This is a genomic window from Haloplanus salinarum (assembly GCF_009762275.1).
Classification (GTDB): Archaea; Halobacteriota; Halobacteria; order Halobacteriales; family Haloferacaceae; genus Haloplanus; species Haloplanus salinarum.
Genome location: NZ_CP034345.1, coordinates 708,014 through 732,691 on the forward strand (window position 1 = coordinate 708,014; position 24,678 = coordinate 732,691).

General features: G+C 69.7%; 27 protein-coding genes and 1 tRNA gene. 9 read left to right on the forward strand and 19 right to left on the reverse strand.

Annotated elements, in window-relative coordinates; genetic code table 11:
- Nucleotides 1-12: 12 nt before the first annotated feature.
- Nucleotides 13-1,854 carry a formate/nitrite transporter family protein gene (locus EI982_RS04865; RefSeq protein ID WP_157688415.1) on the reverse strand — a complete coding sequence of 614 codons (1,842 nt, stop codon included), beginning with the start codon at nt 1,852-1,854 and terminating at the stop codon, nt 13-15.
- A 96-nt stretch (nt 1,855-1,950) separates the two neighbouring features.
- Here EI982_RS04865 and EI982_RS04870 point away from each other — a divergent pair, with 96 nt between their 5' ends.
- Entirely contained in the window at nt 1,951-3,309 is a 1,359-nt protein-coding gene (locus EI982_RS04870; protein WP_157688416.1) for a cytochrome P450, read from the forward strand.
- A gap of 68 nt (nt 3,310-3,377) precedes the next feature.
- Here the strand turns inward: EI982_RS04870 and EI982_RS04875 are convergent, their stop codons facing one another.
- Together EI982_RS04875 and EI982_RS04880 are read right to left on the reverse strand one after the other, a co-directional pair.
- A complete protein-coding gene (locus EI982_RS04875; RefSeq protein ID WP_157688417.1) occupies nt 3,378-5,864 on the reverse strand; it encodes a DUF5059 domain-containing protein in 2,487 nt (828 codons plus the stop codon).
- A gap of 158 nt (nt 5,865-6,022) precedes the next feature.
- Nucleotides 6,023-7,531, reverse strand: a complete 1,509-nt coding sequence (locus EI982_RS04880) for a uracil-xanthine permease family protein (RefSeq protein WP_157688418.1) — start codon at nt 7,529-7,531, stop codon at nt 6,023-6,025.
- 106 nt (nt 7,532-7,637) lie between these two features.
- On the opposite strand from EI982_RS04880, the gene EI982_RS04885 reads away from it, so the two are divergent.
- Together EI982_RS04885 and EI982_RS04890 are read left to right on the forward strand one after the other, a co-directional pair.
- Nucleotides 7,638-8,249, forward strand: coding sequence for a hypothetical protein (locus EI982_RS04885; RefSeq protein WP_157688419.1), 612 nt, complete (start codon nt 7,638-7,640; stop codon nt 8,247-8,249).
- A gap of 46 nt (nt 8,250-8,295) precedes the next feature.
- Entirely contained in the window at nt 8,296-9,093 is a 798-nt protein-coding gene (locus EI982_RS04890) for an RIO1 family regulatory kinase/ATPase domain-containing protein (RefSeq protein WP_157688420.1), read from the forward strand.
- Between the two features lie 308 nt (nt 9,094-9,401).
- On the opposite strand, the gene EI982_RS04895 is transcribed toward EI982_RS04890, so the two are convergent.
- The 4 genes from EI982_RS04895 to EI982_RS04910 are packed head-to-tail and all read right to left on the reverse strand — an operon-like array spanning nt 9,402 to nt 11,141.
- Nucleotides 9,402-10,217, reverse strand: coding sequence for a carbon-nitrogen family hydrolase (locus tag EI982_RS04895; protein ID WP_157688421.1), 816 nt, complete (start codon nt 10,215-10,217; stop codon nt 9,402-9,404).
- A 1-nt stretch (nt 10,218) separates the two neighbouring features.
- Entirely contained in the window at nt 10,219-10,644 is a 426-nt protein-coding gene (locus tag EI982_RS04900) for an SRPBCC family protein (RefSeq protein ID WP_157688422.1), read from the reverse strand.
- 37 nt (nt 10,645-10,681) lie between these two features.
- Complete coding sequence (locus EI982_RS04905; protein WP_114586681.1) at nt 10,682-10,906, reverse strand: DUF7123 family protein; 225 nt, start codon at nt 10,904-10,906, stop codon at nt 10,682-10,684.
- Between the two features lie 52 nt (nt 10,907-10,958).
- On the reverse strand, nt 10,959-11,141 hold the full coding sequence (locus EI982_RS04910; RefSeq protein ID WP_157688423.1) for a DUF7525 family protein: 183 nt from the start codon (nt 11,139-11,141) through the stop codon (nt 10,959-10,961).
- A gap of 93 nt (nt 11,142-11,234) precedes the next feature.
- Here EI982_RS04910 and EI982_RS04915 point away from each other — a divergent pair, with 93 nt between their 5' ends.
- Complete coding sequence (locus tag EI982_RS04915) at nt 11,235-12,374, forward strand: acyl-CoA dehydrogenase family protein (protein WP_157688424.1); 1,140 nt, start codon at nt 11,235-11,237, stop codon at nt 12,372-12,374.
- 41 nt (nt 12,375-12,415) lie between these two features.
- Nucleotides 12,416-12,685, forward strand: coding sequence for a DUF7111 family protein (locus EI982_RS04920; protein ID WP_157688425.1), 270 nt, complete (start codon nt 12,416-12,418; stop codon nt 12,683-12,685).
- A gap of 12 nt (nt 12,686-12,697) precedes the next feature.
- Here the strand turns inward: EI982_RS04920 and EI982_RS04925 are convergent, their stop codons facing one another.
- Nucleotides 12,698-13,378: a protein sorting system archaetidylserine synthase gene (locus EI982_RS04925; protein ID WP_157688426.1), complete on the reverse strand. Its 681-nt coding sequence runs from the start codon at nt 13,376-13,378 to the stop codon at nt 12,698-12,700.
- A 97-nt stretch (nt 13,379-13,475) separates the two neighbouring features.
- On the opposite strand from EI982_RS04925, the gene EI982_RS04930 reads away from it, so the two are divergent.
- Nucleotides 13,476-13,889: a cupredoxin domain-containing protein gene (locus EI982_RS04930; protein WP_157688427.1), complete on the forward strand. Its 414-nt coding sequence runs from the start codon at nt 13,476-13,478 to the stop codon at nt 13,887-13,889.
- On the opposite strand, the gene EI982_RS04935 is transcribed toward EI982_RS04930, so the two are convergent.
- The 9 genes from EI982_RS04935 to EI982_RS04975 all read right to left on the reverse strand — a co-directional run bounded on the left by EI982_RS04935 (nt 13,890) and on the right by EI982_RS04975 (nt 22,066).
- Complete coding sequence (locus EI982_RS04935; RefSeq protein WP_157688428.1) at nt 13,890-15,122, reverse strand: PAS domain-containing protein; 1,233 nt, start codon at nt 15,120-15,122, stop codon at nt 13,890-13,892.
- 99 nt (nt 15,123-15,221) lie between these two features.
- Nucleotides 15,222-15,959: a universal stress protein gene (locus EI982_RS04940; protein WP_157688429.1), complete on the reverse strand. Its 738-nt coding sequence runs from the start codon at nt 15,957-15,959 to the stop codon at nt 15,222-15,224.
- Nucleotides 15,959-17,404 carry an APC family permease gene (locus EI982_RS04945; protein WP_157688430.1) on the reverse strand — a complete coding sequence of 482 codons (1,446 nt, stop codon included), beginning with the start codon at nt 17,402-17,404 and terminating at the stop codon, nt 15,959-15,961. The genes EI982_RS04940 and EI982_RS04945 overlap by 1 nt, the downstream gene beginning before the upstream one ends.
- Nucleotides 17,405-17,499: 95 nt before the next feature.
- On the reverse strand, nt 17,500-18,519 hold the full coding sequence (locus tag EI982_RS04950; RefSeq protein ID WP_157688431.1) for a DHH family phosphoesterase: 1,020 nt from the start codon (nt 18,517-18,519) through the stop codon (nt 17,500-17,502).
- A 42-nt stretch (nt 18,520-18,561) separates the two neighbouring features.
- A complete protein-coding gene (locus EI982_RS04955) occupies nt 18,562-19,485 on the reverse strand; it encodes a TIGR03571 family LLM class oxidoreductase (protein WP_157688432.1) in 924 nt (307 codons plus the stop codon).
- A gap of 75 nt (nt 19,486-19,560) precedes the next feature.
- Nucleotides 19,561-20,205, reverse strand: a complete 645-nt coding sequence (locus EI982_RS04960) for a 30S ribosomal protein S3ae (RefSeq protein ID WP_157688433.1) — start codon at nt 20,203-20,205, stop codon at nt 19,561-19,563.
- The gene (locus tag EI982_RS04965; protein ID WP_157688434.1) at nt 20,198-20,434 is read right to left on the reverse strand and encodes a KEOPS complex subunit Pcc1; all 237 of its coding nucleotides are present in this window, start codon (nt 20,432-20,434) and stop codon (nt 20,198-20,200) included. Before EI982_RS04965 ends, EI982_RS04960 begins: the two co-directional genes overlap by 8 nt.
- Complete coding sequence (locus EI982_RS04970; protein WP_157688435.1) at nt 20,431-21,597, reverse strand: exonuclease RecJ; 1,167 nt, start codon at nt 21,595-21,597, stop codon at nt 20,431-20,433. Before EI982_RS04970 ends, EI982_RS04965 begins: the two co-directional genes overlap by 4 nt.
- 1 nt (nt 21,598) lies before the next feature.
- Nucleotides 21,599-22,066: a 30S ribosomal protein S15 gene (locus EI982_RS04975; RefSeq protein ID WP_157688436.1), complete on the reverse strand. Its 468-nt coding sequence runs from the start codon at nt 22,064-22,066 to the stop codon at nt 21,599-21,601.
- Between the two features lie 246 nt (nt 22,067-22,312).
- Here EI982_RS04975 and EI982_RS04980 point away from each other — a divergent pair.
- A tRNA-Ala gene (locus EI982_RS04980) sits at nt 22,313-22,384 on the forward strand.
- 207 nt (nt 22,385-22,591) lie between these two features.
- A complete protein-coding gene (locus tag EI982_RS04985; protein ID WP_233255291.1) occupies nt 22,592-23,416 on the forward strand; it encodes an HNH endonuclease in 825 nt (274 codons plus the stop codon).
- Nucleotides 23,417-23,693: 277 nt separating this feature from the next.
- Here the strand turns inward: EI982_RS04985 and EI982_RS04990 are convergent, their stop codons facing one another.
- Nucleotides 23,694-23,870 (reverse strand): hypothetical protein, encoded by a 177-nt coding sequence (locus EI982_RS04990; RefSeq protein WP_157688437.1) that lies wholly within the window; start codon nt 23,868-23,870, stop codon nt 23,694-23,696.
- A complete protein-coding gene (locus EI982_RS04995) occupies nt 23,867-24,061 on the reverse strand; it encodes a hypothetical protein (protein ID WP_157688438.1) in 195 nt (64 codons plus the stop codon). The genes EI982_RS04990 and EI982_RS04995 overlap by 4 nt, the downstream gene beginning before the upstream one ends.
- 282 nt (nt 24,062-24,343) lie before the next feature.
- Here EI982_RS04995 and EI982_RS05000 point away from each other — a divergent pair, with 282 nt between their 5' ends.
- Nucleotides 24,344-24,559, forward strand: a complete 216-nt coding sequence (locus EI982_RS05000; protein WP_157688439.1) for a hypothetical protein — start codon at nt 24,344-24,346, stop codon at nt 24,557-24,559.
- Nucleotides 24,560-24,678 lie beyond the last annotated feature (119 nt).

The window sequence follows — 24,678 nt, forward strand, 5'->3', positions numbered from 1 at the left end:
CGCCCCACCGGATCAGCGCTTTTGCGGTTCGCGGGGATCCGCCCGCCGGCCGAACAGCTTCTCGCGGAGGCTCCGACCCGTCGCGCGCTCGGCCAACAACACCGAACAGTCGAGTTCGTCGACGACGTCGAGCTTGAGCGAGTCGGTGACCAGCCGGGGGAGCAGTCCCCGTTCGACCGCGCCGAGTACGACCAGCGAGTGATCGGCCGCCCTCTTCGCGATGGCCCGCTCGACGTCGCCGGAGGTGTCGACGACCACGTCGGCGTCGTCGAGGCCGTGATCGGTGGCCCACCGTTGCAGGAACTCCTCGCCGGCCGTGCGGTCCTCGGGGCCGTCGACGACGTGGAGGAGCGTACTCGACGCGTCGGCGGTCGAACCGAGCGCCCGGGCCACTTCGGCCCCGAGCGCGCAGTCCGGGGAGTCGACGGTCGGCAGGAGGAGCCGTGAGGTGTCGAGGTCCCGGTCCCGCAGGGCCAGGAAGTCACAGGGCGGCGCACCGCGCAGGTCCGTCAGCGACCGTCCGCCGCGGCCGGTCGTCCACGGGCGGCTGTCGTCCCAGCCGATCATCAGGAGGTCGGCGTTCTCCCGTTCGGCCACGTCGAATATCTCGTCGAACGATCGATGCGAGACGATGGTCGACGTCTCCACGGCGACGTCGTGGTCCCGAATCGTCTCCCGAACCCCGTCGAGGAGTTCGTCGGACTCCTCGATGATCCGGCGGTGTTGTCCGGCGCCGTACCCGCCGGTCCGCTGGTCGGGCATCTGCACCACGTGGACCGGGTGAACCACCGCGGACTCCCTGGCGCTGGCGACGAGGCAGGCGAGTTCGATCAGCCGCCGCTCGGTCCGTGGGTTCGCTATCGGGACGATCACCCGATAGGGACCGTCGCTGTCCTCGACTTGCTCGCCGGTGTTGACGAGGGGGACGTACGCCCGCCCGGCGAGGCCGCCGAACAGCCACTCGCGTGGGGAGAGCTGGCGTTTCGCGCCCTCGAACCGGGCGGATTTCAGGCGGTGTTCGGTGGTCTGGAAGTAGTTGACGACGGTCACCAGCAGGACGCCGCCGAGGGTGTTGCCGAGCAACACCGGCAGCGCGAACTCGGTGATGCCGACGACGACCGGGAGGTCGTCGACGAGGATCAGATAGACCATCTCGGTGTAGGAGACGACGATGTGAAAGAGGTTGCCGAGCGGCACCGCGAGGAAGGCGAGATACACGACGACGATCCGCGAGACGGTGTCGCGGGCGGCGTACTCGACCCACACGACGCCGGCGACGATCAGGCCGGCGAAGGCGGCCTTGACGAACAGCGTCGCGGGTGCCGTCTCGACGCCCTTGCGCCCGAGTTCGACGGCCGTCGCCGCCGTCGACGGCGAGAAGACGCCTCCCCACGCCAGCGCGGCGGCACCGAGGGTCCCCCCGGCGAAGTTGCCCGCGAGGACGACGATCCAGTTGCGCAACAGCGCCGGGACGCTCACCAGCCGTTCGAGCGTCAGCGCCACCGGCGGGAGCGTGTTCTCCGTGTACAGCTGGTAGCCGCCGATGATGATGTAGATGAACCCAAGCGGGTACAGCATCGCGCTCAGCACCGGGTGGCCGTCGGTCGACGCCGTCAACGACGCGTACAGCAGGAAGGTGATCGTGATGGCGAAGCCGGCGGCCAGCCCCGAGAAGAACAGTTCGCGGCTCCCCGCGGTGATCTCCTCGTCGGCCGCCGCGACGATGCGCTGGAACACCTCGTCCGTCGAGAACCGATCGCGCACCACCTCCCCGACGGCCGGCGCGCCGCTCCGTGACCGCTCGACGGCCTCCCGCACCGACTCCTCAGGATCCGGCGGCTCGTCCGAACTCATACCGCAACCGACCGGTCGAGGGAACTAATGGTTTGATACACTCGGACGGCAGCCGGGTCCCGTGGATATAAGCCGCCGAGACGGTATACCGCCGGTATGTCCTCGGGCGACGGCACGACGACCCCGCTGGCACCTTACCCCTCGACGCTCGGGCATCCGCTGACACACACCGTCGGCGCGATGCGCGACGTCTTCGGCTTCCGGAACCGGGCGATGGCCGACCGTGACTTCGTCCGGGTCAAACTCCTCGGTCCCGGCGACGTCTACCACCTCGGTCACCCCGACCACTTCGAGTACGTCCTCCTGAGCGGCCGCGACGACTTCCGCAAGTCCGACGACTTCCGTATCGCCTTCGACGAGGGCCTCGTCGCCGCCGAGGGGGAGACCTGGCGCCGCCAGCGCGAGGTGTTACAGCCCCTGTTCGCCCGTGATCGGCTCCTCGACCACGCCGACGGGATGGTCGCGCAGGTCAGGCGTCGGTGTCGGCGCTGGGAACCCGGGAGTCGGATCGACCTCGCCGCGGAGACGAGCCAGTTGAGCCTCGACGTGCTCTTCTCGACGCTGTTCGGGCGCGAACTCTCCATCGACGGGGACGAGGCGATCCGGACGGCCGCCGACCGCCTGCAGGACTGGTTCGCCCCCACCTCCTACCCGCTTCCCCGATGGGTGCCGACGCCCGCACGGCGGCGGTTCCGGCGCGGGAAGGAACGCCTCCACGCCGTCGCCGACGACCTGCTCGCGGCAGCGGCCACGGATCCACCGGCCGATCCGTCGGCTGCCGACGACCTCCTCTCCTTGCTCGTCGCCCTCCGCGAATCGGGGGCGACACCCGAGGGCGTCCTAGACGACGACTCACTCGGGGACCAGGTGGTGACGATGATCTTCGCCGGTCACGACACCACCTCGACGGCCATCGCCTTCGCCTTCTACGCGCTGGCCACCAACCCCGAGGTCCGGGCGCGGTTCCACGACGAGGTCGACGCCCTCGACGGGCCGCCGACGGTCGACGACCTGGACGCCCTCGACGTGACCGAACGGGTCGTGACCGAGACGCTCCGCAAGTATCCGCCGGTGTACACCATCCCCCGCGAGGCGGCGACGGACGTGACCCTGGACGGCTACCGCATCCCCGAGGGCGCGGCGACGTGGCTCACCGTCGATCAGATCCACCGCGACTCCCGGTTCTACGACGACCCCGAGACCTTCCGCCCGGCGCGCTGGGCGACCGACCTCCGCGAGCGCCTGCCGGACTTCGCGTACGCCCCCTTCGGCGGCGGCCCGCGCCGCTGTATCGGCCGTCAGTTCGCCCTGCTGGAGGCGACGCTCGCCCTCGCGACGATCGGTCGCGAGTACGACCTCGTCTGGCCCGGCGATCCCGACGCGGAGCCGCCGCTCGTCGGCGCCATGACGGCGCGCATGGTACCCGGCACGGAGTTCGTCGTCGAGCGGCGGTAAGTGGAGGAAAAGTGCCCACGGCAGCGGGGACCGGGGTCGCTGAGGCGGTCAGGGAGCCCGCCGTCGGCTCACTCCTCGACGACGACAGTGCCCTCCATCCCCGCCGCCTCGTGCGGGATGCAGAAATAGCCGTGTTCGCCGGCCGTCTCGAAGGTGTGGACGTAGGACTGGCCGGAGGCGACGTAGCCCTGACCGTTCTCCCAGCCCTCGCGGGCAGCCTCCTCGGAGTCGAAATCGCCGGAGGCCCAGTAGCTCGCCCCCTCGGGGAGGCCGTCGCCGTACGCGGTGACGCTGTGGGGTTCGCCGCCGGCGTGGCTCCACGCCACCGTGTCGCCGACGGAGACGGTGAGTTCCGCGGGCTCGAAGGCGACGGCGGTCATGTCGACCACGTGGTCGGCATCGTCGGGGACGCCCTCGACGACGTTGGGGCCGCCCTCGAAGTCGCCGGAGTCGCCGCCGTGACCGCCCTCGCCGCCTCCGCCGCCGGCGGAGATCTCGGGCGCGTCGCCGACGGCGCCGGCGACCGCGAAGCCGGCGTTGCGGGTCGCCTGCGCGAACCGTTCGCCGGCCGCGTCGACGCCCTCGCCGCTCTCGAGCGCCGAGACGTAGTCCGAGAGCGCGGACTCGAAGGTCTCGTAGGTCTCGTGGTCCCCCTCTTCGAGGGCCTCGTGGACGCGGGCGTTCTCGAAGGTGGCGAACACGTCGCCCACGAGGGGGGCGGCGTTCACGTCGCCGCCGCCCTCACCGCGCTCGACGACGGCGTAGACGGCCGCGGTCGCCTCGTCGGCGAAGGTCGTCGCGGCGTCGGAGGCGTCGGCCTCTCCCGTCGTCGCCGAGCGGACGGCCCCGAGGGCCTCCTCGAAGGAGTGGTATCGCTCCTCGCTGGCCGCCTCGACGGCCTCGTGGAAGCCGTTGGCGCCGGCCTCGAAGTACTCGAAGGCCTCGCTCGCAACCGTCTCGGCGCGGTCGGTCGCGCCGAGCGTCGCGAGGACGCCCGCGTCGCCGGCGCGGCCGGTCATGTACGTCGCCGCGGCCGCGCTGGCGACGGGCGTCGACCCCGCGCTGGCCTCGAACTCGACGAGGGCGTCGGTCGCCCCCGCGAGGTGGGTGTCGACGGCCTCGTCGTCGCCGCCGCGGAAGGCCTCGGGGAGCGCCGTCAGGTGCTCCTCCTCGAAGGTGTGATAGAGCTCCTCGCTGGTCTCCTCCAGCGTCTCGTGGAAGTCGGCCTCGTTCTCCTCGAAGCGGGCGAAGAGGTCCTCCGCGACCGTCGCGGCTGCCTCGCCCTCGCCCCGGTGGTAGCGTTCGCGGGCGTCGCCGAGGCGGGCGCGGAAGTACCCGGATTCGAGCACCGGCGCGGCGTCGCCGGCGAGGGCCTCGATCCCCGTCGTGAGGCCGTCGTGGGTCGTCGCCGCCGCGTCCGCGACCCCGGCGTCGTCGCCGTTCTCGATGGCCTCGATCAGGGCTTCGAGCCCGTCGTGTTCGAACTGCTCGTAGGCGTCCTCGCTGGCCTCCTCCAAGGCCTCGTGGGCGCGGGCACCCTCGAAGTGCTGGAAGACGGACTGGGCGGCGGCCGCCGCCGCTTCGGGCTCGCCGGCCTCGTAGAGCCACACGGCGTCACGGACCCGAGCGCGGTAGCCGTTCAGGCCGGCGGCGTGGGCGAGGCCGAGACCCCGACCGCCGAGCCCGGCGGCCATCTCGGCGTCGAAGCCGACGGCGCCCATCAGCGAGAGGTGGCCGACCCCCGCGACCCCCTCGGGGACGAGTTCGTACGCGGCGTCGACGACGCCCTGTGACGCCGAGAGCGCCGCCTCGTGGACGGCGTCGGCGTCGCCCTCCTGGGCGGCCGAAACGGCGTCCTCCAGCCCGCCCTCGAAGGCCTCGTAATACTCCTCGCCGGCCGATTCGATGGTGTCGTGGACCGCCGCCTCCTCGAAGTCGGCGAGCGTTGCTTCCCCGACCGTCGCCGCCGCGTCGGTCAGACCGGCGGTCGCGAGGGCGTCGACGTTCCGGACGCGGGACGCGAACACGAACAGGGAGAACACCCCGACCGCGGCGTCGCCGGTCCGCTCGCGCTGGGCGGACAGCAGGTCCTCGCCCGCGCCGTCGAGGGCGCCGATGGCCTCGTCGGCGTTCCCCGCCTCGAACGCCGAGCGGCCGTCGCCGAGGCTCCCCTCGAAGGACTCGTAGGCCTCCTCGCTCGTCGATTCGAGGCCCTCGTGGGCGCCGTACTCGCCGCCGGCGTTCTCGAACCGGGCGAACACGTCGCCGACGAGTCGCGCGGCCGCGGCGTGGTTGTCGGTGCGACCGAGCGCCACCGCGTCGTGGAGTCGCGCCCGCATGACGTTCCACTCCGCCGCGAGCGCCGTGTCGGCCGAGACCGCAGCGGTCGGCGTCTCGGTCGCGGTGGGTTCGGCGGTGTCCGTCGCGGTGGGTTCGGCAGTGTCCGTCGCCGTCGGTTCGGCCGCGTCGGTTCCGCTCTCGCCGCCACAGCCGGCCAATCCGGCACCGAGGGCGACGCCGGTCGCCTGCAGTATCCGTCTTCTCGTGTGTCGCATAGATTTTAGGCTAGCCTAAAAACACAAAAGCCCGTCGGTTTTTCGGTCAACCTAAAAATTTCGTGGCGGACGCCTCCCCCTCGCGGGTGGGGAGTCGGTAGGAGCGATGGGGGACGCGGCCGACAGTATTTAGGCCAACCTAAAAACGTGTCGAAGCGTCAGTCGTCGCGGAGGAACCGGTCGAACGCGGAGCGGAAGGCGGCGTCCTCCTCGGTCGCCTGTTCCCACTCCACGAGCCCCCGTTCCTCGCGGGTGCCATCGATGGTGTTGTCGAGGAAGAAGGCCACGAGGCCGCCGACGGCCATGCCGGTGGATCCGATGACGTAGATCGTATCGGCGACGGCGCGGGCGCCGAGCACCGGGCCGAGGACGGCGACCCCACGCATCCCCTCGCGGAACGCCGCGGCGCTGCCGACGTTGCCCATGTACGCGGGGACGGCGAGGCCGGTGAAAAGCGCGATGCCGACGACGAAGACGTTTCGCGAGGAGTCCAGGTCGACGTACTCCAGGTTCGAGAGGCCGACCGCGACGATCTGTCCGAACATGGCGACGTAGAGACCGCCGACGATAGGGTCGGGGATGGTCGCGATCAACTGGCCGAAGTAGCCGACGAAGCCGACCACGAGCATCACCGCGGCGCCGATCTGGACGACGTAACGCGAGGCGACGCCGGTCAGGCCGATGGCGCCGATGTTCTCGGAGTAGGAAGTCGACCCCCCGGTTCCCATGAGGCCGGCGAAGACGTTCATGATCCCCTCCATCCCGATGCCGTGGTTGATCCGCTCCTTGCTCGGCGCACCGACCCCCGAGAGCCGCGCGACGGCGTGGTAGTCGCCGAACGACTCCAGCATCGACGCCGCGACGCCCGCGAGCATGCCGATGACGAACGCGGTTTCGATCTGGGGGGTTCCCCACTGGAGCGGGTAGATCGGCATCAGCGCTGGCGCCGACGCGACCGAGGCGAGGTCGACGTAGCCCGACGTCTCCGGGGCGTAGAACCCGACCACCGAGAGGACGGCGGCGATCACCCACGCGACCACGACGCCGAGCAGGACGGGGAACAGCTGGAACGCTCGTGAGGCGTCGCCGAGGTACTGCGAGAACAGGACGATCAGGCCGAGGGTCAGCCCCAGCAGCCACCAGTTGCCCGACGCGGCCGTCACCTGGGGTGCGTTGAACAGCGCCAGACCGATCAGGGCGATGGTCGGCGCGATGATGACCGGCGAGATGTACGACCGCAGGCGGCCGAGCAGGCCGAGGTAGCCGACGGCGATCTCGACGACCGCCGCGACGACGATGGCCCCCTGCAACTGGAGGAGGGCGGCCTCCCACGCCGGCCCCGCGGGATCGCTCGCCTGCACCACGCCGATGACCGCGAGCGCCGGCGCGAGCATCGAGAATGGCGCCCCCTGAACGATCGGATAGCGGTTGCCGAAGGTCGTCTGTGCCAGGGTCGCGATCCCCGAGACGACGAAGAAGGTGCCGACGAACCGCGGGACGACCGCGTCCGGCATCCCCAGCGCCCCCGCGAGGATCAGCGGCACCGCGACGTTCGCCCCGACCATCGTCAGGTAATGCTGGACCCCGAGCAGGAGCGACGTCGGAATCGGCGGCCTGTCCTCGATACCGTACTCCACGAACCCGGAGCGACCGTCGGAGTCGCTCATGGTACCGGCTCACCCGAACCCATACGGCGCACTCTCTCGTCGGGGCGTTAAAATCGACCGGAACCGGCCGAAAGGGTAAGGACGGGGGCGACCCACCACCCGAGCGATGGACGAGGGGGTCGCCACCGAGGACGCAGCCGGGGAACCGACCGCAGCACCGGACGCGGAGCGGTACTGTTACGCCGGCGAGGCGGTCGTCGCCGCGACGCCGCTCGGCGCCGGCTGGGCGGCCGTCACCAGCCACCGGCTGATCGCGTACAACCCCGCGGCCGACGGCCGGCGGTTCGAGACGGTCGACCGGCCAAACGTCGCGGGGATCGACGTCGACGCCGCGGGCGACCGGCGGCTCCTCGGGTGGGCGGTGCGGGCCCTCCTCTATGGGCTGGCCGCCGTCGCCGGCGGCGCCGCCCTCCGCGCGATGGACCTCGGCGAGACGCTGTCGATGGATCCCGGGACGACCGGCGCGGCCCCCGTCGGGAGCGTCCTCGCGGTGACCGACGCCCTGGCCTCGGCGCTCGTGACGCTCACGGCGCTGCTGTTGCTCGGCGGCCTGGCCCTGTTCGTCGGCGGTCTCGCCCTGCTGGCCCGGTACCTTCGGACGCGCCGGTCGGCGCTCGTGATCGAGCGGTTCGGCGACGAACCGGTTCGACTGGCCGTGCCCCGAACCGACGGCGAACGGGCGGTACGGGCGCTGTCCGGGGCGCTCGACGAGCGGTAGCCCGCCCGACGAAGATATATCCCTCGTGGCCGCGTACCGACCGTCGATGGAAGTCAGGCGGTTCCTCCGCGGCCGGATCGACGACGACCGCCTCGACCGTGTGATGACGGCGGTCGCCGAGCGGTACGGTCACGAGGACCCGTCGGTCCGGTATCTCGACGCCGACAACTGGCTCTCGACGCCCGTCGTCCTCGACGAGGAGCTCTTCGTGAAGGTGATCTCCCGACAGAACTCCATCGTCCACGCGCTCATCACCACCGGCCGGAACATCGGCGTCTTCTCCGCGGGGACCGAGGGCTTCTTCGAGCATTTCGGGACCCCGTACCAGATGGCCACCCACGAACTCGAGGCGACCGAACGGATGCGCGACATCGGACTGAACGCGCCGGAACCGCTCGAAGCGCTCGAGGTGGCCGACCTCGGGGTCGTCGTCCTCGAATATCTCCCCGAGTTCCGGCCGCTGGACGACCTCGAACCGGAACAGGCGCGTGACCTCGCTCCCGACCTGTTCGCCGCGCTGCGGACGCTGCACGACCACGGCCTCGCCCACGGCGACCTCCGGGCCGAGAACGTCCTCGTCCTCGACGACGAACTCTACTTCATCGACGCGACCAACGTCGGCGCCGAGGGGCGAACGGACGCCCGCGCGTACGACGTGGCCTGTGGACTCGCGGCCCTCGAACCGCTCGTCGGCGCGGGGGCGACAGTCGACGCCGCGGCGACGGCCTACGCCACCGACGAACTGGTCGCCGCCCTGGACTTCCTCGATTTCGTCAACATCCGCCCGGATCACGACTGCGACGCCGCGGCGCTCAAAGGCGAAGTCGAGAAGCGAGCCGCGTGATACGGTTCGTCGTAAGCCATTACCGGCGGTTCGCCGAGACAGTCCGGTGAACCGCCGGGAGACAGTTGCGACGATCCGTATGAAAGGGTGGACGAGAGGGGGCGGAAGACGGGACGTCGAGTCGCTCCTGCCGGGCGAGGGGAGCGACCCGACCGGGGCGAGCGACGACGTGGTGGATGTTGTTGCCGAGTCTCGACGAGAAAAGCGTCGATGCGTCGGCGCTCACCGATAGCGCCCTCTCGGTGATAAAGCCTCCGGCAACGGCAGCGGTCGCTGGGATCGGGACATGGGCCCCGCTGCCGTCGGTCTCAGTCCCAGTCCCGCCGGTCGCGCAGCGCCGGAAACTCCTCACGGACCGCGTCGATCCGGTCGGGATCGAGGTCGGCGACGACGAGGGTCGCCTCGTCGCCGGCGCTCGCGATCGTCGTCCCCCAGGGATCGTAGACGGTCGACCGGCCGAGGAGGGTCGCGTCCTCGAACGTCGCGGCGCCGTTGGCCGCCGCCACGTACGTGAGGTTCTCGACGGCGCGGGCCCGCGCCAGCGTCCGCCAGTGTTCCACTCGGGGATAAGGCCAGGCGCTCGGCACGCAGACGAGCGTCGCCCCGCGGTCCGCGAGCCGGCGGTACAGCTCCGGGAATCGCAGGTCGTAACACGTCGACATGCCGACGGTGAAGCCCTCGAAGTCGACCGTCGAGAGCGACTCGCCGGGCGTGAGCAGGCGCGTCTCGGCCGACTCGTACCCGAAGAGGTGGTGTTTGCGGTAGACCGCCCGACGGCGGCCCTCGCGGTCGTAGAAGACGCAGGTGTTGGCGAGCCCCTCGGACGCGGGCGTCTCGGCGCCGGCCGCCGCGCTCTCGGCGAGGTCCTCGACGTGGCTCCCCGCTAGGAGGCCGACGCCGTGGTCGGCGGCGGCGTCGGCGAGACGGGCGAAAGTGGGGCCGTCGAGCCCCTCCGCGGTGCGGGCGTAGGCGTCGAAGGCGAAGTAGCCGACGGTGAACAGTTCGGGGAGGACGACCAGGTCGGCGCCGCGGGCGGCGGCGTCGCCGACGGCTTCGACCGCCCGGTCGACGTTCCCGTCGACGTCGCCGGCGGTCTGGTCGAGTTGGGCCAGTGCCACCCGCATCTCAGGCCGGCAACCCCAGTTCGCGTCTGAGCGCCGCCTCGAGGTTGTCGAGTTCGGTGTCGAGGCGCTTCTTGAAGAAGCGTTCCACGCCGGGGAGTCGCCCGTCGACGACGAACTCGTTGTGGAGGCGGGAGCCCGTGTCGGTTTCCTCGATGCGGTGCTCGCCGGTGACTCGGAGGACCGAAGAGCGGCCGACGAACTTCACGTACCGGGGTTCGTCCCGTTCGACGTCCTCGGTCTCGACGGTCGCGGTACGGTCGACTAGGGGAAGATCGAGGTCGATCTCCCAGGTGGCGCGGTTCCCGTCGACCTCGTAGTCGTGGACGACGCTGATCGCACCGGCCCGCATACCGGGATCGGAGATGAACTCCCAGACCCGTTCCCCCGGTGCCTCGAACTCGAACGTCCGACGGACGCGTACGGTCACGGGCTGAACTCCCCCCGTACGCTAAAAAATCCGAGGGTCACCCCTGCGTGACGCGCCACGTCGTCGACCGGGCGCGCCCCCACTTCTCGATTTCGACGTCCTCGGACTTCTCGGCCAGTCTGGGGAGTCGAGAGCCCACCTGTTTGGCCGTCAGCCCGATGGCGTCGGCGATGTTCTTCGCGCGGAAGTAGCGCTCACCCCGAGAGACGCTGTCGTGGAGGTACGCGAGGATTCGCCGTTCCTCTTCGGTCAGAGAGGTCATCGTTCACTCGCGGTAGGGGATTCAGCGTCTTAACTCTTTCAAGCCCGACCGGTCAGGCGTACGCCTGGATCGACACGACCGCGAGGAGGGCCGCCACGATGCCCAAGGCGAACCCCCAGGCCTTGGTCAACTGCCCGGGTGCGGCCAGCATCGCCAGCGCACCGCCGACCGCGACGATCGAGAACAGCACGCCGAACCCGACTCCCCTGTCCGTCACCGCGGCGTCGTGTGCCATACCGGCACCTGCCGCGGGTTGCACTTAGCTCATTCGGCTCCGGCCGCGGAACCGCACGGATGATATAAGACGACGCGGGGCCGTACGGCCGGTATGGACTTCAGCCTCTCCGCCGAGCAGGCCCAGATGCGCGACATGGTAGCCGACTTCGTCGACGAGGAGGTCGTCCCCGTCGCGGGCGATATCGACGAGGCCGACGAGTTCCCGGCCGACCTCGTCTCGCAGATGGCCGAGCTCGGACTCATGGGGATGCCCTTCGACGAGGCTTACGGGGGCGCCGGGCTCGACTATCACGCCTACGCCGCGTGTCTCGCGGAGATCAGCCGCGGGAGCGGGGGCCTCGGAACCATCGTCGCGGCCCACACCAGCCTCGCGGGCGGGATGCTCGACGCCTTCGGCACCGACGACCAGAAGGAGCGGTTCCTGACGCCGCTGAACGAGGGTACCGACGTCGGGGCGTTCGCGCTCTCGGAGGCGGGCGCCGGGAGCGACGTGCCGGCGATGGAGACGACGGCCGTCCGCGAGGGGAACGAGTACGTCGTCGACGGCGAGAAACTCTGGATCTCGAACGGGTCGGTCGCCGACACGGTGATCCTGTTTGCGAAGACCGACCCCGAGGCGGGCCGGCATGGCATCTCGTCGTTCGTCGTCCGCCCCGAGGAGGACCCGGGCTTTCACGTCGAGGGAACCGAACACAAACTGGGCGACAAGGGCTGTCCGACGGCGGAACTGCGCTTCTCGGACCTGCGGTTCCCGGCCGACCGCCGCCTGGGCGCCGAGGGCGACGGGTTCGTCCAGGCGCTGGAGACGCTCAACGCGGGCCGGATCACCATCGCGGCCCGGGGCGTCGGCATCGCCCGAGCGGCTCTGAACGAGGCCGTCGCGTACGCGAACGAGCGCGAGCAGTTCGGTCAGCCCATCGGCGACTTCCAGTCGATCGGCCACAAACTCGCGGACATGGACACGAAAGTGGAGACCGCTCGACTCCTGATGCACCGGGCGGCCGACCGGAAGATGCGCGGCGAGCGGTTCGTCAAGGCGGCCGCGCAGGCCAAACTCCACGCCAGCGAGGTGAGTCGCGAGGTGGCCAACGAGGCGATCCAGATCCACGGGGGGTACGGCTACACGAAGGACTTCCCGGTCGAGCGGTTCTACCGCGACGCCAAACTCAACGAGATATACGAGGGGACCAGCGAGGTGTTGCGCAACACCATCGCCGACGAGGTTCGCTGACCGACCGCAAGGTTCGACAGGCCGGAGTCCAAGGGGAGACCATGACCGAAGACGACGGCGACGGTGTCACCGCCCGCTACTACGAGGCAGGCGGCGAGCGGGTTCTCACTTTCGAACGCGACGGGCGAACGGCCGCCCTCGCACAGAACAGCGAGGGGTACGCCATGGTGACGGTGCGTCCCGACCCGGACGGCGACGAACTGGAGCGGTACTACGGGTTCGACATGGCCCTCGATCACGCGGCGGAACGGCTCGGCGTCCACGTCGCGGACCTCCCGGTGCCCGACGAGGCGGCAGACATGGGGATGTAGGCGACCGGCTGGTCAGCCGGTCCAGTAGAACCGCGGCCCGAGCGTGAGGTAGGCGAGCGCCAGAAACAGGAGCGCGAAGGCGAACACCTCCCCGGGCCGGCCCCGGAGGAGGATGGCGAGTCCCTGGACGACGCCCATCACGATGGCGTCCTGCGGGTGGAGGTCGGGGTACGTGATCTGTGTCACCATGAGCCCCGCGAGGACGCCGGAGAGGGCGACGAGCAGGAGGGGGCCGACGAAGCCCGCGAGGACGCCCGCCGAGAGGATGGTCGCCGCGAGCGTCGAGGGTGTCCCCTTCGTCTTCGAGGCGTCGCTGTCGTAGGCGGTATAGAGGCCGAGTCGAGTGACGGCCATGGCGACGTAGACGGCCGGCAGGAGGAGCCCCAGCGCGTAGAGGAGGGGTCGGTCGGCGAGCGTCCACGCATCGGCCGCCCGCGACGCGATCAACATGGCCGGCGCGACGCCGAAGGAGGCCACGTCGGCCAGCGAGTCGAGGTAGGGTCCGGCGGGGGTCCCCCCGCGCTTCCGCGCGACGACGCCGTCGAGGCCGTCGGCGACGGCCGCCAGGAGGACGATGCGGGCCGCGAGCGGGGCGTTCGTCGTCGCGACGAACGCAGCCAGGAAGCCGAGCATCGCGTTGCCGACCGTCACGGCGTCGGCCAACCCCAGACGCCCGACGAACCGCGGTTGCATAGCTCCAACCTCTGTGACCGAGGATTTACGTCTTTATATCGTCGGATTCGACCGCCGAACCAGTCCGCATTTATTCGTCGCCCCCCGAGCGGGAGGTATGCACAGGCGTCGACTCCTCGCGACGCTCGGAACGGGACTCGCCGTCGGGAGCGCCGGCTGTGCCGGCGTCGTCGGCGGCGACGTCGAGGGCGACGTGGGCATGACCGCGGAGGCGTTCCGACCCACGACCATCACCGTCTCGGTCGGCGAGGAGGTGGTCTGGTACAACAACAGCGCCCGCGCCCACTCGGTCACCGCCTACGACGACGGCATCCCCGAGGGCGCGGAGTTCTTCGCCACGGGCGGGTACGACTCCACGAGCGCCGCCCGGGAGGGGTGGTACGAGATGAACGGCGTACTCGAAAGCGGGGAGACGTTCGCCCACACCTTCGAGACGCCCGGCCAGTTCAACTACTTCTGCATCCCCCACGAACGGGCGGGCATGGTCGGCCAGGTCGTCGTCGAGGAGTGATCACGCGGCCGGCAGTTCGAGGTCGACGGTGGTTCCGTCGTCGCCGGTGTCGACCGCGACCCGACCGTTCGACACCCGGACGATCCAGTTCGTGAGCCACAGCCCCAGCCCGGTGCTGTGGGTGAGCTGTGTCTCCGCCCCCGCCTCGAGGACGCGCCGCTCCACCGGCGGGAGCCCGGGACCGTCGTCGGCGATCCGGAGGACGGCCTGCCCGCCTGTGTCGGCCATCGAGAGGTCCACGCACACCCGCGGAACGGGGGCGTCGTTGTGTGCGACCGCGTTCTCGAGGACGTTGTCGACGGCGTGTGGGAGGAGTTGGTCGGCACGAACGGGAGCACCGTCCGGAAGCGTCGTCCGGACCTCACAGTCGGGGTAGGTCCGCCGCAGTTCCGCGAGTCGGTCCCGCACTACGTCGACCAGGTCCAGCCGGACCGCCTCCGTCCGATCCGCGTCGGCCACCCGCTCGATCAACCGGCCCGCGTCGCTCAACTCGGCGAGGTCGTCGAGGCGACGCCGGGCCACGTCGAGGCTCCGTCGCGCCGCCTCGTCGTCGAGACGTGCCGCCGCCCGGTCGACGTGCCCCCGGGCGACGTTCACGTCGTTCCGGACGTTGTGACGCAAGACGCGGTTGAGGACGGCGAGCCGCTGTCGGCGCCCCCGCCGCTCCGTCACGTCGAGGACGACGAACGCCGCGCCGTCGCCCCTCTCGTGGATCGGGGCGGCCCACACACGCGTATCGAGGAGCGCACCGTCCGGTCGCCGGTGACGGGTGTCCTGGCCGACGATCCGCTCGCCCCGCCGCAATCGGTCGAGGAGGGCGTCGAACCCCTCGTCCGACGCGTCGGCCCAGGTCACGCCGAACGAGCGACCGAGGACGGCCGAGCGATCCCGGCCGAAGGTGCGCTCGGCCGCCGGGTTCCAGAGCCGGACTCGCCCCTCGCCGTCGACGGCACAGATCGCCACGGGCGCCGCGTCGATCACCGTCGAGAACCGGTCCACCAGATCCTCGACGGCCGCGGTGAGCACGGCCACCTGCTCCTCGCCGTCGAGTTCCCGGTCCAAGGCGTCGAGCAACTCCGCGAAGACGGTCCGGGAGAGTCGCTCCCGGTCCGCCGCGACCTCGTCGCGGGCGGCGGCGTAGGCGTCGACCACGGCCCGCTCCACCGCCTCGTGCCCGCGGTCGGTCAGCGCCCGAAAGACGGCACCGGCGATCTGATCCGTCGACTCGTCCATTTTAGGTTTGCCTAAAAAATGCCCGGTGATAAGCGTTCGGCTCCGCGGCGACGGCGGGGGCCGACGACCGTCGTCGCTCGGATCGGTCGGCAGGTCCCCTCATCCCCCGGCCGATCCGTCGTCCCGTTCCCGCCGCACGACCACGACGGGCCCCACCGACTGGGCGGCCACCTGCGCGGACGCGTCGCCGAAGAGGAAGGAGCGCAGCGACGGTTCGCTCTCGCCCATGACGACGGCGTGGTGGTCGACGGCCGCCGTCGCGATGGTCCGGATCGGGGACTCGGAGACGGTGACCTCGCTCGTGATAGCGGCGGCCGGAACGCCGCTTTCCCGGAGGTGAGCGGCGGCGTCGCTCAACAGCGACCGGCCGGCCGCCGTCTCCGCCTCGCCGTCGGCGACGTGGAGGAGGGTCACCGCGATGTTTCGGTCGCCGATCAGGGTAGCGACGAACTCCGTGACCCGCGAGGCGTCCACCTCCCCGCTGAGGGGGACGAGCAGACGTTCGACGTCGGGGGCCGGATTCGGAACGAGGATCGCGTCACAGCCAGTCTCGTCGGCGACGCGGTCGAGGGTCTGCTCCTCGTCGTGTGTGAATACGAGTCGCGTCTCGGCGATACCCCCGGCCTCGTGGAACGCGGCCGCGAGTTCGCCGAGTTTGGTCTGGGCCTGCGTCTCGAACTGGAGGCGAGCCTGTCCCGGCGGCGTCTGTTCGGGCAGGACGTGATAGCCGAGGACGACGACCGGCAGGGTCGTCAGCACGTCGACGACGGATTCGGGGATCGTCTCGCCCGCGAGGACTTCGACCGGGACGAGCACCGTCCAGTTGGGTTCGGACATCACAGTACCCCCCGTAACGTCACGTCGCGAGCGTAATAGTAGTACCAGCCGGCCGACAGCAGCATGATCGCGAGGCCGATGAGCTGTGACGTCGGCTGCATGAACCCGATGAGGGCGAAACTCGCCAGCGCGCCGAGCACGGGAACGACGGGGTAGCCCGGAACGCGGAAGTCGGGGTCGTACCACGCCGGTTCGTCCCGGCGGAGCGCGATCAGCGCGATACACATCAGCCCGTACATGACGAGATGGAGAAAGGAGGCCACCTCGGCGAGCACCGCCACCTCCCCGAGCAGGACGAGCACGAGGATCGGTCCGCCCGCCATCCCGAGGGCGACGTGGGGCGTCCCGTATTCGAGGTTGATGCGGCTCGCAAAGCGTGGCACCAGCGCGTCCTTGCTGACCGCGTAGATGGCACGCGAGGTGCTCAGGATCGAGGCGTTCGCGCTCGACACCGTCGCGAGGAGCCCGCCGAAGAGGATGGCGAAGGCGCCGAGCGACCCGAGGAAGCTCTCCGCGACGGTGACCATCGCCGTCTCACCGAGCGTCGCGAGTCGTTCGCTCCCGAACGCGCTGACCGCGACGAAGATGGTCGCCACGTACAACACCCCGACGATCAGCACCGATCCGACCATGGCCAGCGGGAGGTTCCGCCCCGGGTCCTTGATTTCGCCCGCGACGGTCGCCACCTGGGCGAACCCGAGATACGACGTGAACACGAGCGCTGCGGTCGTCAGGACCGAGAAGGCACCCTTCGAGAGGAACGACTCGCCGATCGGTTCCGGCTCCCCGACCAGGCCGAAAATCGACAGCCCGCCGAACACGAGGAAGGCGACGATGATCGCCAGGAGGACGCCGACCACGCCGTTCTGTAGCTTCGCCGCGTTCTCCGTCCCGGTCACGTTCAAGACCGTCAGGAACACGCCGAACAGCAACGCCAGCGGGACGACGACGTCGAAGCCCCCGAGTACGACCCCCAGCCTGACGAGGACGGCCTCGGCGTAGAACCCGAAGCCGACGAGGTAGAAGGCGGACGCGAACACCAGCCCGAACCACAGCGAGAGGCCGACGACGGCGCCGAACAGCGACCCCATCCCGCGGGAGATGAAGTAGTACCCGCCCCCGCTTCGCGGCATCGCGGTCGCCAGCTCCGAGGTCGGCAGCGCGACGAGGAGCGCGATCACGGCACCGATGGCGAACGAGCCCGCGGCCGCCGGGCCCGCCCGTCCGGCGGCGATGCCGGGGAACACGAAGATGCCGGCGCCGATCATCGTTCCGACGCCGATGGAGATGCCCCCGGTCAAGCCGATGGTCCGTTCGAGTTCCGTCCGCTCGTCGACGACGGTCACCTCGTCGGCCGTCTCCGGCCGTTCCACGGCCGGCCGTTCGCCGTCTCGGTTCGTCGCCTCGGTTGGTGGGGGCGCCGACCTGTCCGGGGTATCGACCATGTCCGTGGGGTTCGACGGCCCGACGCTTATGTCTGTCGAGTGATACGTAACCGGGCCGCCGACGACCGACGTCGCGTGGCCCCCGGCCGACCGGCTCAGGCGTCGCCGTCCGCCTCCAGATTGAGCGCCGCGACGAGTCGGGCCGTGATGACCTGTTCGACGATGGCGATCAGTCCCTCGTCGTCGTCCGCGTAGTCGGCGAAGATCCCGAGCGGGACCTCGCCGCCGGCCATCTCCCGGTGGCCGCCGGCGCTGCCCACGTCGTCGAACGCCTCGGTGAGCACGTCGCCGATGTGGACGCGCGTGTCCGTCGAGCGGGCGCTCAAGTGGATGCTCCCGTCGACGACGCCGAAGACGACCGCCGTCTCGACTCCCTCTAGGGTGGCGAGATAGTCCGCCGCCTGCGGTAGCGCGTCCCGCTCGCTCGTCCGGCCGACGTGGGAGATGAGCACCGCCCCCCGGACCGATCGGTTGGCTATCGCCTGGGCGATTGCGTCGACGGTCGCGCTGGTGACCGAGGGCGTCGAGAGCTGGCGCAGCAGGTTCAGATCCGCCGCCTCGTGGAGGAACCCGGCCGCGGCGTACTCCGCGTCGGTCGCGCCGCGGAGGAAGCCGAGCGTCTCACGACGGATCGCGAACAGCAACGCGGTCGCCAGCGTGGCGTCGAGTTCGAGGTCGAACGCCCGTACGTACTCGGTGAGGATCGTCGCCGTCGCGCCGATCGACTCCCGGTGGTCGACGAAGCGGGCCTCGATCCCCTCCGCGGGGTGGTGATCGAAGACGACGTCGATCGGCGTCCCCTCGGGGACGCGGTTGTTCCCGCCGGGGACGGCGTGATCGACGAACGCGAGCAGGGACCCCTCCGGGCGGTCGTGGACGCTCGTCGGGTCGAACTCCCGGAGGTCGATGTCGAGGAGGTTGATGAACGCGCGGTTCTGCTGGTGTGAGATGTCGCCGCTGTAGAGGATGCGACGCTCGTCGATCCCGACGGCCGCGGCGATCCGACCGAGCGCCAGCGCGCTCGCGAGGCAGTCCGGATCCGGGTTGTTGTGACAGACGATCGTGAGCTCCTCGGCCGGCGTCAAGACCTCCCGCAGCGCCTGGACGTCAGTCATAGCCCTACTTGGTCCCCGACCGGCACAAGCGTACTGACCGGCTCAGACCTCGTCGACGACCTCCTCGGCGAAGCGCGTCATCTCGCGTCGCGGATCCGATCCCTGGAGGCTGACGACGGCGTGATCGAGGCCGAACCCGGCCAGTCGTCGGAAGTAGTCCCGGAACCAGTCGACGCCGGCGCGATAGCCCAGATGGAGGGGTTCCGGCTCCGCATCCGGATCGTCCGCGAGGGCGACCCGGACCGCGATCACGAACGGCTTCTCGCCGGCGAGCCCGCGCCACCGGTCCAGATACGTCCGGAGCGTGTCCTCGGGGAGGTGATAGAAGATCCAGCCGTCGCCGTGTTCGGCGATCCACTCGACCGACTGGCGGGCGTGGCCCGTCGGCAGGAGCGGGAGCGTTTCGGTGGTCGGCTTCGGCAACACGTCCAAGTCCCCGCCGAGTTCGCCCCACGGCCCGTCGAGGGTGGGATACTCCTCGCGCCAGAGCGTCCGGATCGCGTCGATCCGCTCGCGGACCGCCACCGCCCGCTCGTCGGGGTCGACGTCGAAGGCCGGATACTCCGGGTCGCGGTCGCCGGAGGCGACGCCGAGGACGAGCCGCCCGCCCGAGAGTCGGTCGACGGACGCCGCGGCCTTCGCGACGTGGATCGGGTGGCGCAAGGGGAGGACGACACTCGAGGTTCCGAGAGCGATGTCGTCGGTGTGGGCCGCCGCGTGCGAGAGCAGGGGCCACGTGTCGAACGCGCCGCCGGCGTCCCCGAACCGCGGCCAGTACGTCGGGACGTCCCGCGCCCAGAGGCCGTCGAAGCCGACCGACTCGGCGTGACTCGCGAGGCGTGTCTCCGCCGCGACGTCCGGCGTCGACTCGCGGACGCCGGTGAGCGGGAACCCGATCCCGAACGAGAGGCCCTCGGAGCCGAACAGTCGCCGGTAGCCGGCGTTCGCGTGTGCCAACTCGGTCATCGGGGGTCCTTGTCGCTGGACACACATCCGTACTCGGGTCGCGTCGCGGCCGCGAAAAGGGTCGTCGGGTGTCGATCAGTCCTCGTCGACGGCGACGTCTTCCTCGTCGACGTCGACGGCGGCCTCCTCCTCGGCGGCGACCTCTTCGGGTCGCGCTTCGAGGGTGAGCTTCTGGACCTCGACCCGCCGGAGCGGGTAGATGGTCTTGGCCTCGCCGTAGACGGCCGAGGAGAGACGCCCCTCGACACAGCTCTCGACGAAGGACTCGAAGTCACGTTCGTCGGCGGCCTCCTCGACGAGGTCGATCATGACCCGCCGGATGGCCTTCTCCTGACTGCGGTCGGCCTTCTTCGTCGTGAACGCGACGGGCTGGACGCGGACGCGGTAGTCGTCCGTCGTCAGCACCGTCACGGTCGCGTCGATCTTCGAGGCGCCGCGGCGCACCAGACTCCGCAGGTAGTCCCGCGTGAGTTCGTGCTGGACGAACTCCGCGTACGCGGAGTCCGACCCCACGTCCGTGATCTTGAACGTGAGTTTGGTGTTGTTCGCCCCCGAGTCGCCGGTGAGGTCGCCGAGGGTCGTCTCGATCGTTCGTCCGATGATCTTCTCCGGTTCGTCGGCGAGCGTCTGGCCGAGTTCCTCCCGGTCGTACTGCTCCGGGGCGAAAACCGTATACCAGCGCTTGCCACGTTGCTGCTTGGGTACTGAGCGTTCACTCATGGTTGTGTCTGTGTTCGCGTGCCGTTCGTGCGACGGTCTCCGCGACCGTCAGGTTCACCACGTAGTCGTCCAGGGTCGACCCCAGACCGCCAGCGGTCTCGCGTTCGACGACCGTGCGGACGACGTCGTCCGCCACGCGCGTCGTCATCGACGGCGTGTTGTCCGGCCGGAGTGCGGCCGCCACCGTCGACGCGTCGTCGTGTGTCGTCGCGACGTCGGCGCGTCTCATAGCGCCCCCCTGAACGCCGCGATGAACCTCGATACCTCCGCTTCGAACGCCTCCGCGTTCGCGTCGTCGAACCGCGCCGTCGCCCACCGGGAGCCACCGGCGCTCCGCCCGTCCGCGTCGACTTCCCGAACCGCCTCGGCCATCGCCGCCCCGAGGGCTTCGTCGGTCGTGCCCGCGGCCGCAGCCGAGTCGTCGGCCACGACCAGTACGACGGGTTCCGGCGACTCGAAGTCCCGACAGAGTCGGGCGACCGTCCCGAGCCGACCTGGACCGTCGTCCGCGACGCGCGCGACGAAGACGCCGTCGTACCGGCCCGTCGTCGCGTCCGACAGCGTCCCGTGGACCGCCCGGGCGTGCGTCCGCCAGGCGTCGAGGACGGCCGACCGCGCCGTCTCGGCGTCGCGGATGGCGAGGGCGACACCGGTCCCCGGCCGCTCGCGTGCGACCGCGTCGAGGGCGTCGCCGAACCCCGCGACGGTCGCGAACCGGCCCTCCGGGGTCGCGTACGGGTGCAGAACCCGTTCGACGGCCGCCGCGGCCCGCGACGACGACGCCGAGGCCTCGATGGCCAGCCACGACGCCAGTCGCCGCCGGTCCGGTTCGTCGGGCTCCGCCGGCACGCCGAGGTCCGCGAGCGCCGCCTGCGCCCCGTCGGGATCCCCCGAATGCGGGCTGCGGACGAGCGTCGAGTGGGCGAGGCCGTCGACCGGATCGGTCGTCGGCACCGCCAGCCCCGGACGCCGGTCGATCGCCGACCGCGCCGTGGCCGCGTCGAGCAGCGACGGCGCGTCGCCGACCGGGCGACCGGCCGCGGTCACGCCGGCGAGCGCGAGGATCGGATCTGGATCGACGCCGAGTTCCCGGACCGCCGCCGCGGCCGCGACGCTCGTCGGCCGGTCGTCGCCGACGAGGGCGACGTCGCCACCCGTCACACCGAGCGCGAGGGTGAGGTCGTCGCCGTCGGCCGGGAGCGGGTCGGGCACCGGATCGACGCGCACCTGGAAGGGCGTCGATCGCTCCCTGAACGCCCGCGCGAGGACGCCGCTGGCGGCCAGCGCGTCGCCGGTCGCGGCCGCGACGACCCGAACGAACGGGGCGTCGCGGATCGCGGCGGCCACGTCGCCAGCATCGGCGTCCTCGACGGTCGCGGGCGCGGTAGACATACTATTCCTCGAGCAGTTCGACGGCGACCTCGTAGCTGTACGTGAAGTCCTCGTCGAGCGCGTCGCCGCGGTAGTAGTTCACCAGACGGCGGATCTTCGACTCCGTGTTCTGGAGCGCGCGCTTGTTTTGGTGGTCCTGGGGGTTCGCTTCCATGTGCTCGCGCAGGCGGATGGCCCGCTCCATCAGGTTGTGGAGATCCTCCGGAAGCTCCGGCTCGGCGTCGTGCTCCTCGAGGATCTCGGTGAGCTTCTTCCCCGTCGCCAGCTTCACGTCGGGGATCGGCGTACCCTTCACGCCCTCGTCGCGCAGCTTCATCCCGATGACGCTCGGGTCGTGACCCTGCTCGGCGAGTTCGACCACGCGCTCTTCGATGTCCGCTTCGTCTACGTCGCTCCACTCCGGGGGTTCGTCTGCCACCGGCTTGTCCGAACCGGACGAGCCACGGCGGCGGGTGTGCATTCGTGCCATAGATGGATTGGAACCGCACAGACCGCAGAAGCGTATCCGTGACCGACAGCTGTCGGTCACAACACTCCCGCAATCCCAAGCCCGAAGGCGAGTCGGATTTGCGGTCGCGCCGTTCCCACCCGAATCAACGCGGTCCAGCACTAAACCGTTTCGAATCCGCGAGTTCGGCCCCGTGGGACGGCGACACGTCCGGAAACCGATCCGAAGGCCTTATTATGTGGACCGCGGTACGGTTCGATGCGACGCGGGCTCGTAGATCAGGGGTAGATCACTCCCTTGGCATGGGAGAGGCCCCGGGTTCAAATCCCGGCGAGTCCATTTCCTTTCGCTCACTTCGTTCGCTTCAGTCAATGGACTCGCCTGAGTCCCCCTCGCTCCCTGCGGTCGCTCGCGGGACTCCCGGCGAGTCCTTGTGTTTGGTGTTTCTATCGTTCCTGGGATAGAATCCTAGTCTCCGAAGTGTAGGTGAAGACAGCTTAGCGATTAGTCTGATCGCTTCGGCTCGTTAGCCCGCTCCAAGTCTTAGTGACGAACGAATCCTACGAGGTCGAGAAGGACGCACACGCCTACGTGGTGGCCGTCGAGGACGTGGGTGGAGTGATTGTACTCCGAGAGTGCGAATGCCCTGCTGACCGTTTCAGGGACGACTACGACTGCAAGCACAAGGTCGCGCTGGCAACGATTGGCGGGCAGGTAGTGATGGAAGCGGCGGCAGCCTTCTCTGAGAAACGACTGGCATCGAAGTTTCCGGAAAACGACCATGTGAGAGCAAAGATCAGACAAACGCTTCAGCGACTGCGTGATAGGGGGGAAGTCGACTTTCTGGACGAAAATGGGGCCTACCGAATCAACGACTTGGACCTCAACGCCGAACTCGACCGTGAGAGTTCGGAAGCCGACAAGTCACGTACACCGGACCCCGATTCGGAACCGCAACTGACCGAAGATGAGGAACGTTTCACGGAAACTCGCCGTCGGGCACGCGATTCCGATTTCATCGAGGCTGTTAGAGAAGCGTACAATCAGACCTGCGTAGTCTGTGGCAGTAGCCGAGAGACTCCCGACGGACAGCCCGAAGTCGAGGCCGCACACATCTATCCGAAATCAGCGGGTGGCGCGGACGACGTGCGAAACGGCGTCGCTCTGTGCCGCCTCCACCATTGGGCGTTCGATACCGGCTGGCTCGCGTTTACTGACGACCACGAGATTCTGGTGAAGGATGTCCCCGAACGCGAAGGGTACTACGAGTTCAAGCAGTTAGAGGGGAACTCGCTGGTTCTTCCCGAGGAGGGTGGCGTGGAACCTCACCCGACGTATCTACAAGAACACCGCGAACTGCACGGGTTTTGACCGCCGCTACGTGTCATCCGAGAACTCCCGCTCGGCGTCCTCCGTTTGCACGCTGTAGCGTCCGCAGAGTACCCCGCGCGTCGGACGGTCCCGCGTCACCGAACCCCGTCGGAGCGTATGGCGGGCGTGACGACGGACGCTTCGGGGCAGTATCGCCTTCCCCGACGGTCGGTCTCCGGGCCGGGGACCACGGGGACCGCCGTCGAAATCGAGCGCCAGGGGCGCCCCGAGTCCACGCGCCGACGCCGGCGGAACGGACGACCGAGGTGACGCGACCTCACCCGCTCCGTAGCGCGATGAGGATCTGGAACAGGCCCGAGACGGCGGCAAGTGAGAGACTGATGAACTGTCCGGCCCGTGGATACCCACCCTTCGCGAGGAAGAACCCGATCGCGGCCCCTCCGACGAGTACGAGCCCGCTGATAGCGAGGAGTTCGTCGGGATCAAGCGTCACACGTCACGCCGCAGCAGGTCATCGATCGAGAGCGTGGCACGACCGAGGAAGAACGACCCCGCACCGACGCCGATCAGGAGGGCGACGTTCGTCCACAGTCGGTCGCTCACCACCCCGACGATCGAGAGCGTGGTCGCGACGAGAAACACGAACGTCGCGAGCGCGAGCCCGTACTGTACCGTTTCGTCCATGTATGCACCTTATCGTAGAGAGGAATAAAACCAGGCCCCACACCGGACATCGTGCCGGCCACGAAGTCCCAGTCGCGGGACGCGGCTGCCGTCCGGTCGTGTTCGAACGTCGTCGCACAGCCGTTCGCACGCAGTCCGACGATCGGGAGGCGGACGGTGTCGGGGGCTCCGGTGATCGGGGCGAACGAGTGCATCGCAACCCACCACCGTGTCGTATGCGGCCGTTGCAGCGTGGGAAACGCTGCTGCGCCGTTCAACCTCCTCCGTGGGTAATGGGGCTGTATGAGCCACGCAGTGCAGGCCCTCTATCCGGCCTTACTCGCAACGATAGACGTCGTGATCGGCGCGGGATTCCTCTATGCGAGGGGACTCTCCCCGGTGGGGCTGTTTATGACGGCGCTTGGAGCCGTCGTCGTCTGTCACGTCGTATACGACGCGGTGAATCGGGTCGACACCACGGTGAGGGCGGCGGGTGGATCACGGGAACGGGTACACTGACGGTCCATTGGCCCTGCGAGGGGTCACGGCGTGCTCCCCGCCCATCGTCGCCCTGCGCGTGATGCGGTGGAACCAGGGTGCCAGGGGGCACGAGATCGAGGGTCGCGCTCGCGTGTCGA

Excerpts from the sequence above, each read along its gene's own strand:
- EI982_RS04950 (WP_157688431.1), bottom strand. The coding sequence starts at position 18,519 with ATGACTGACGTCCAGGCGCTGCGGGAGGTCTTGACGCCGGCCGAGGAG.
- EI982_RS04925 (WP_157688426.1), bottom strand. The coding sequence starts at position 13,378 with ATGCAACCGCGGTTCGTCGGGCGTCTGGGGTTGGCCGACGCCGTGACG.
- EI982_RS04870 (WP_157688416.1), top strand. The coding sequence starts at position 1,951 with ATGTCCTCGGGCGACGGCACGACGACCCCGCTGGCACCTTACCCCTCG.
- EI982_RS04975 (WP_157688436.1), bottom strand. The coding sequence starts at position 22,066 with ATGGCACGAATGCACACCCGCCGCCGTGGCTCGTCCGGTTCGGACAAG.
- EI982_RS05000 (WP_157688439.1), top strand. The coding sequence starts at position 24,344 with ATGAGCCACGCAGTGCAGGCCCTCTATCCGGCCTTACTCGCAACGATA.
- EI982_RS04875 (WP_157688417.1), bottom strand. The coding sequence starts at position 5,864 with ATGCGACACACGAGAAGACGGATACTGCAGGCGACCGGCGTCGCCCTC.
- EI982_RS04910 (WP_157688423.1), bottom strand. The coding sequence starts at position 11,141 with ATGGCACACGACGCCGCGGTGACGGACAGGGGAGTCGGGTTCGGCGTG.
- EI982_RS04955 (WP_157688432.1), bottom strand. The coding sequence starts at position 19,485 with ATGACCGAGTTGGCACACGCGAACGCCGGCTACCGGCGACTGTTCGGC.
- EI982_RS04965 (WP_157688434.1), bottom strand. The coding sequence starts at position 20,434 with ATGAGACGCGCCGACGTCGCGACGACACACGACGACGCGTCGACGGTG.
- EI982_RS04895 (WP_157688421.1), bottom strand. The coding sequence starts at position 10,217 with ATGCGGGTGGCACTGGCCCAACTCGACCAGACCGCCGGCGACGTCGAC.
- EI982_RS04970 (WP_157688435.1), bottom strand. The coding sequence starts at position 21,597 with ATGTCTACCGCGCCCGCGACCGTCGAGGACGCCGATGCTGGCGACGTG.
- EI982_RS04920 (WP_157688425.1), top strand. The coding sequence starts at position 12,416 with ATGACCGAAGACGACGGCGACGGTGTCACCGCCCGCTACTACGAGGCA.
- EI982_RS04960 (WP_157688433.1), bottom strand. The coding sequence starts at position 20,205 with ATGAGTGAACGCTCAGTACCCAAGCAGCAACGTGGCAAGCGCTGGTAT.
- EI982_RS04880 (WP_157688418.1), bottom strand. The coding sequence starts at position 7,531 with ATGAGCGACTCCGACGGTCGCTCCGGGTTCGTGGAGTACGGTATCGAG.
- EI982_RS04940 (WP_157688429.1), bottom strand. The coding sequence starts at position 15,959 with ATGTCCGAACCCAACTGGACGGTGCTCGTCCCGGTCGAAGTCCTCGCG.
- EI982_RS04945 (WP_157688430.1), bottom strand. The coding sequence starts at position 17,404 with ATGGTCGATACCCCGGACAGGTCGGCGCCCCCACCAACCGAGGCGACG.
- EI982_RS04930 (WP_157688427.1), top strand. The coding sequence starts at position 13,476 with ATGCACAGGCGTCGACTCCTCGCGACGCTCGGAACGGGACTCGCCGTC.
- EI982_RS04865 (WP_157688415.1), bottom strand. The coding sequence starts at position 1,854 with ATGAGTTCGGACGAGCCGCCGGATCCTGAGGAGTCGGTGCGGGAGGCC.
- EI982_RS04890 (WP_157688420.1), top strand. The coding sequence starts at position 8,296 with ATGGAAGTCAGGCGGTTCCTCCGCGGCCGGATCGACGACGACCGCCTC.
- EI982_RS04905 (WP_114586681.1), bottom strand. The coding sequence starts at position 10,906 with ATGACCTCTCTGACCGAAGAGGAACGGCGAATCCTCGCGTACCTCCAC.
- EI982_RS04995 (WP_157688438.1), bottom strand. The coding sequence starts at position 24,061 with ATGGACGAAACGGTACAGTACGGGCTCGCGCTCGCGACGTTCGTGTTT.
- EI982_RS04885 (WP_157688419.1), top strand. The coding sequence starts at position 7,638 with ATGGACGAGGGGGTCGCCACCGAGGACGCAGCCGGGGAACCGACCGCA.
- EI982_RS04935 (WP_157688428.1), bottom strand. The coding sequence starts at position 15,122 with ATGGACGAGTCGACGGATCAGATCGCCGGTGCCGTCTTTCGGGCGCTG.
- EI982_RS04915 (WP_157688424.1), top strand. The coding sequence starts at position 11,235 with ATGGACTTCAGCCTCTCCGCCGAGCAGGCCCAGATGCGCGACATGGTA.